The sequence below is a fragment of the Streptococcus sp. 2021WUSS126 genome (assembly GCF_044427255.1).
Taxonomy (GTDB): domain Bacteria; phylum Bacillota; class Bacilli; order Lactobacillales; family Streptococcaceae; genus Streptococcus; species Streptococcus hashimotonensis.
The window spans coordinates 1-4,968 of record NZ_JAOTGI010000040.1; the positions used below are offsets into that span (position 1 = coordinate 1).

General features: G+C 44.6%; 6 protein-coding genes. 5 read left to right on the forward strand and 1 reads right to left on the reverse strand.

All coding sequences use genetic code 11. The annotated features are described in order from the left end of the window. Nucleotides 1-154: 154 nt before the first annotated feature. On the reverse strand, nt 155-325 hold the full coding sequence (locus ODU39_RS10155; RefSeq protein ID WP_012775205.1) for a DUF3042 family protein: 171 nt from the start codon (nt 323-325) through the stop codon (nt 155-157). Between the two features lie 68 nt (nt 326-393). Here ODU39_RS10155 and miaA point away from each other — a divergent pair, with 68 nt between their 5' ends. From miaA to ODU39_RS10180, 5 genes are read left to right on the forward strand one after another with little or no spacing between them, the layout of a single operon-like run. Then, nucleotides 394-1,278: a tRNA (adenosine(37)-N6)-dimethylallyltransferase MiaA gene (gene miaA, locus ODU39_RS10160; RefSeq protein ID WP_398580380.1), complete on the forward strand. Its 885-nt coding sequence runs from the start codon at nt 394-396 to the stop codon at nt 1,276-1,278. After that, entirely contained in the window at nt 1,271-2,521 is a 1,251-nt protein-coding gene (gene hflX / locus ODU39_RS10165; RefSeq protein ID WP_398580381.1) for a GTPase HflX, read from the forward strand. The genes miaA and hflX overlap by 8 nt, the downstream gene beginning before the upstream one ends. Beyond that, nucleotides 2,505-3,140 carry a cystathionine beta-lyase gene (locus ODU39_RS10170; protein WP_398580382.1) on the forward strand — a complete coding sequence of 212 codons (636 nt, stop codon included), beginning with the start codon at nt 2,505-2,507 and terminating at the stop codon, nt 3,138-3,140. The genes hflX and ODU39_RS10170 overlap by 17 nt, the downstream gene beginning before the upstream one ends. 3 nt (nt 3,141-3,143) lie before the next feature. Beyond that, nucleotides 3,144-4,073 carry a ribonuclease Z gene (rnz, locus tag ODU39_RS10175; protein WP_398580383.1) on the forward strand — a complete coding sequence of 310 codons (930 nt, stop codon included), beginning with the start codon at nt 3,144-3,146 and terminating at the stop codon, nt 4,071-4,073. Then, a complete protein-coding gene (locus ODU39_RS10180; protein WP_398580384.1) occupies nt 4,070-4,825 on the forward strand; it encodes an SDR family NAD(P)-dependent oxidoreductase in 756 nt (251 codons plus the stop codon). The genes rnz and ODU39_RS10180 overlap by 4 nt, the downstream gene beginning before the upstream one ends. Nucleotides 4,826-4,968: the final 143 nt, after the last annotated feature.

Here is a 4,968-nt window from a genome sequence, read left to right on the forward strand (position 1 = left end):
TTTATCTAACCTGAACAATTAGATTATATCAGGAAAAAGAAATGGAAGCTCAAAGCCTTGTCAGCCACCAGCATAGCTGGTGGTTTTCTTGTTTTTCTCTACGAGAAAAACTGGCTCGAAGCCATAACAAAAAAGCTGGACTCCTGCCAGCTTTTTAATGTGCTACACGTTTACGAGCAGCTTTTTTACGATTTTCCTCAATGAAGGCTTCTTTCTTTTCTTCTGGTTCAATGATTGTTTTGTGAACAGTGAAGACTGCGCCTGCTGCAAGAGCAACTGTAGAAAGAACACCTGTCAAGAAACCTTTACCAAAACCTTTAGCCATAGTTATTTCTCCTTTACTTGTGTTATAATAGATTTTAGCGAAAAAACAAAATATTTTCAAGGAAAAAGATGAAAACTAAAGTTATTGTGGTCATTGGACCAACTGCGGTAGGAAAAACCGCTTTAGGCATTGAATTGGCCCGGCGCTACAATGGAGAAATTATCAGCGGTGATAGCCAGCAAGTCTATCGCAAACTTGATATTGGTACGGCAAAAGCTAGTCCTGAAGAGCAGGCTGCTGCGGTTCATCACTTGATTGATGTCCGAGATGTGACCGAGGGTTATTCGGCTTATGAATTTGTAGCAGAAGCCAAGACCTTAATTGCAGACATTACTAGTCGTGGCAAGCTACCTATTATCGTGGGTGGGACAGGTCTTTATATCCAGAGTCTGCTTGAAGGCTACCATCTGGGCGGTCAAGTTGACCAGGAGCAAGTTCTTGCTTATCGGGCGGAGCTGGATAACTTGCCTGATGAAGTGTTGGAAACAATGGCAGAGCAGGCAGGTTTGACGGTCGAAGGAAACAGCCGACGGAGAATCATTCGTGGGTTAGAGTTGAAAAAGTTTGGAAAAAATTTGGAAAATACAGAGTCAGAATATGAGCCTCTTTGCATCTGCCTGACGGATGACAGACAGGTTCTTTACGACCGCATCAATCAGCGAGTGGATAGGATGATGGCGGCGGGCTTACTAGATGAAGTTAGCTGGCTCTACCAAGAATACCCAGAAGCCCAAGCTGCTATGGGAATTGGCTACAAGGAGTTTTTCCCCTACTTTGCAGGTCAAATCAGCCTAGAAGAAGCAATTGAAAAGGTCAAGCAAAATAGCCGCCGCTTCGCCAAACGCCAATTGACCTGGTTCAGAAATCGGATGCAGGTTCCCTTTTATTCAGTAGGCGAGCCAGATTACAAGTCGCAGATTTTCACCGCCGTGGAGGAATTTTTAAATGATTGAAACCCAGAAAGAACAAGAACGCGCTCTCCTGGTCGGAGTGGAATTACAGCAGACAGACAACTTTGACATGTCCATGGAGGAGTTGGCAAGTCTTGCTAAGACGGCTGGCGCTCTGGTCAAGGGAGTCTACACTCAAAAACGTGAAAAATACGACAGCAAGACCTTTGTCGGCTCAGGGAAACTAGAAGAAATTGCCCAGATGGTCGAAGCTGATGAGATTGATACCGTCATTGTTAATAACCGATTGACACCCCGTCAGAATGTCAATTTGGAGGAGATTCTGGGGGTTAAGGTCATCGACCGTATGCAGTTGATTTTGGATATCTTTGCCATGCGAGCACGGAGTCACGAGGGTAAACTGCAGGTCCACTTGGCCCAGCTCAAGTACATGTTGCCACGCTTGGTTGGTCAAGGCATTATGCTCAGCCGTCAGGCGGGTGGTATCGGTTCTCGTGGACCAGGTGAAAGTCAGTTGGAGCTCAACCGTCGAAGTATTCGCAATCAGATACACGACATCGAACGCCAACTCAAAACGGTGGAGAAGAACCGAGCTACTGTCCGTGAACGCCGTCTGCAATCAGGCGTGTTCAAGATTGGCTTGATTGGCTATACCAATGCTGGTAAATCCACCATTATGAATGCCATGACCGACAAGCGACAGTACGAGGCGGACGAACTCTTTGCGACACTTGATGCCACGACCAAGCAGATTAACTTGGCTGACAAGTTCAACGTGACACTGACTGATACGGTTGGTTTCATTCAGGACCTGCCGACTGAGTTGATTTCTGCCTTCAAGTCCACCTTGGAGGAGTCTATGAATGTGGACCTCTTGCTCCATGTCATCGATGCTTCTGACCCCAATCACAGCGAGCAGGAGCAGGTAGTCTTGGATATTTTGAAAGACCTGGATATGCTGGATATTCCACGTCTAGCTCTCTACAACAAGTTGGACAAGACCGATGACAACTTTACCCCTAGTCAGTTTCCTCATGTCATGTTGTCTGCTAAGGATGAAAATGCCAAAGGCCATATTCAGATGATGGTCTTGGCCAAGATTAAGACCATGTTTGAACGGTTTGAGGTCAGGGTTCCACTTGCTGAATCTTATAAATTGCATGATTTAGCGACTCTTGCCTTGATTGAAAATCGGACCTACGAAGAGGATGTGGAAGTGGTATCAGGCTATATCGCTTCCAGCAATAAATGGAAGTTGGAAGAATTTTATGACGGATTATCTTGATTTGGCAATCAAATACGGTGGTTTTACCAGTCTGGATAAGGTTTATCTGGCCAATAAATTAGCCGATTTGACCGATCAACAAAAACTAGATTTTATCACGCCACCGCCCTCGGTTATCAATGCCTATTTTGCGGAAATCTACCAGAAACAAGGAGCAGAAAAGGCGACGGACTATTATCTCGCTCTATCTCAGCAGCTCTGCCTTTTTCCAAAAGAACCCAGCTTTGAAGAAGACAAGCCCTTTGTCCGACTGAATTTATCAAGCAAGTCTTTCGGATTTGCCTATGTGTCGGCGGACGGTCTGGCCCAGGTTTTTTCGGAGCAAGAAAAGGAAGTGACAGATAGCCTACTCTTTGAAATCGCCCAAGTCTTTCCCCACTATGTCGTCTTTGTGGAGGAGGGCAAGATTTTTATGAAAGTCAATCCCTTTAAGGATGCTGAGTTAGAGGAAGTTGAAACAGACTACCTCTTGACACAGGTGGAAAAGACAGAAGGTTTGGTCAAGATTTCTGGCTTTAATCAGGAAGAAGTGCTGGAAGTGGCGGACGAATATGCTGGCCAGTATTACTATGTCTGGTCGGGTCGCTCAGCGATAATATTTATAGAAAATAGAAAGTAAACAATGCAAATTCAATTTTTAGGTACGGGGGCTGGACAGCCCTCCAAGGCTCGAAATGTATCCAGTTTGGCCTTAAAACTCTTGGATGAAATCAATCAAGTCTGGCTTTTTGACTGTGGTGAAGGAACTCAAAATCAAATTTTGGAAACGACTATTCGTCCACGAAAGGTCGCAAAAATCTTTATCACTCACCTGCATGGGGACCATATCTTTGGGCTGCCAGGTTTTTTATCCAGTCGTTCTTTCCAGTCAAGTGAGGAGCAGACTGATATTGATATTTACGGTCCTGTGGGCATTCGTTCCTTTGTCTTAGCAAGTTTGAAAGTATCAGGGACACGCCTACCTTATCGCATTCATTTTCATGAGTTTGATGTTGATACGGTAGGTCAGGTCCTAGAAACGGACAAATTCACAGTATTCGCCGAAAAGCTGGACCATACCATTCCATGTGTCGGCTATCGTGTCATCCAGAAAGATTTGGAAGGGACTCTAGATGCAGAGGCTCTGCGCGCGGCAGGTGTACCATTTGGTCCCCTCTTTGGGCAAATAAAAAACGGTCAAAACGTGACGCTAGAAGATGGGACTGAAATTATCGCGAGTGACTATATTTCTCCTCCTCGGCCTGGTAAGGTGGTGACCATTCTTGGTGATACGCGCAAGTGTCATGCTAGTGTCCGTCTGGCTGTCAATGCTGATGTGCTGGTACATGAGGCGACTTACGGAAAAGGCGATGAGAAGATTGCTCGCAAGCATGGGCATTCGACCAATATGGAAGCCGCTCAGGTTGCCAAGGATGCTGGTGTCAAGCAGCTCTTGCTTAATCATATCAGTCCACGATTTTTATCAAAGGATATTAGTCAATTACGGAAAGATGCAAGTACTATTTTCGAGCAGGTTCATATTGTTAAGGATTTAGAGGAAATTGAGCTATGAGAACCATTCTAATCACAGGTGCCTCTGGTGGCTTGGTACAGGAAATGGTGCCCTTGCTGAAGGATGATTTTTTGATTTTACTAGGTCGTGATGTCGAAAAAATTGAGCAGCTCTATGCTTACCATGAGAAAAAGGCTGTCTTTGATGTAGATATCCGAGATGAAGCAGCTCTGACGGCATTTTTCGATGAATTGGATAGTCAGTTTGGTCAGATTGATATTTTAGTCAATAATGCTGGCTATGCCATTTACGATGATTTTGAGAATTTTTCCAGCCAGCAGGTGCGGGCTATGTTTGACATCAATACTTTTGCTCTGATGACCATGTGCCGTTTGGTAGGTAAACGAATGAAGGCAAGACGGAGTGGGCAGATGATCAATATCATTTCCATGTCAGGCTTGATTGCTTCAAGTAAATCGTCAGTTTATTCGGCGACCAAGTTTGCGGCCATGGGATTTTCCAATACAATTCGCTTGGAATTAGCCCAGTACGGTGTGACAGTTACGACTGTTAATCCAGGTCCAATCGCAACTAGCTTTTTCGATCAAGCTGTCCCTGACGGCAGCTATCAAGAGAGTGTCAAGGCTTTCTTGCTTCAACCAGACTATGTGGCTCGTAAAATTGTCGCAGCCATGGGAACCAGAAAGCGTGACATCAATTTGCCTTGGTCGCTAGCAGCTGCTCATAAACTCTATACTCTCTTTCCAAGAATAGCAGACTACTTGGCCAGTACAGTATTTAATTTGAAATAGAAAAACGCCGAAATAATGATATACTCCCCTTATAGTGGACAGTGAAAAAACAAAAATTTTCACTAGAAACTATAAAGGGAGTTTTATTATGTCCAAAAGAAGTCCAAAGTCTGTCTCTGAGAAACTAGAAATTGTTCTACTCC

Coding starts and splice junctions, on each gene's coding strand:
- ODU39_RS10155 (WP_012775205.1), bottom strand. CDS start 325: ATGGCTAAAGGTTTTGGTAAAGGTTTCTTGACAGGTGTTCTTTCTACA.
- miaA (WP_398580380.1), top strand. CDS start 394: ATGAAAACTAAAGTTATTGTGGTCATTGGACCAACTGCGGTAGGAAAA.
- hflX (WP_398580381.1), top strand. CDS start 1,271: ATGATTGAAACCCAGAAAGAACAAGAACGCGCTCTCCTGGTCGGAGTG.
- ODU39_RS10170 (WP_398580382.1), top strand. CDS start 2,505: ATGACGGATTATCTTGATTTGGCAATCAAATACGGTGGTTTTACCAGT.
- rnz (WP_398580383.1), top strand. CDS start 3,144: ATGCAAATTCAATTTTTAGGTACGGGGGCTGGACAGCCCTCCAAGGCT.
- ODU39_RS10180 (WP_398580384.1), top strand. CDS start 4,070: ATGAGAACCATTCTAATCACAGGTGCCTCTGGTGGCTTGGTACAGGAA.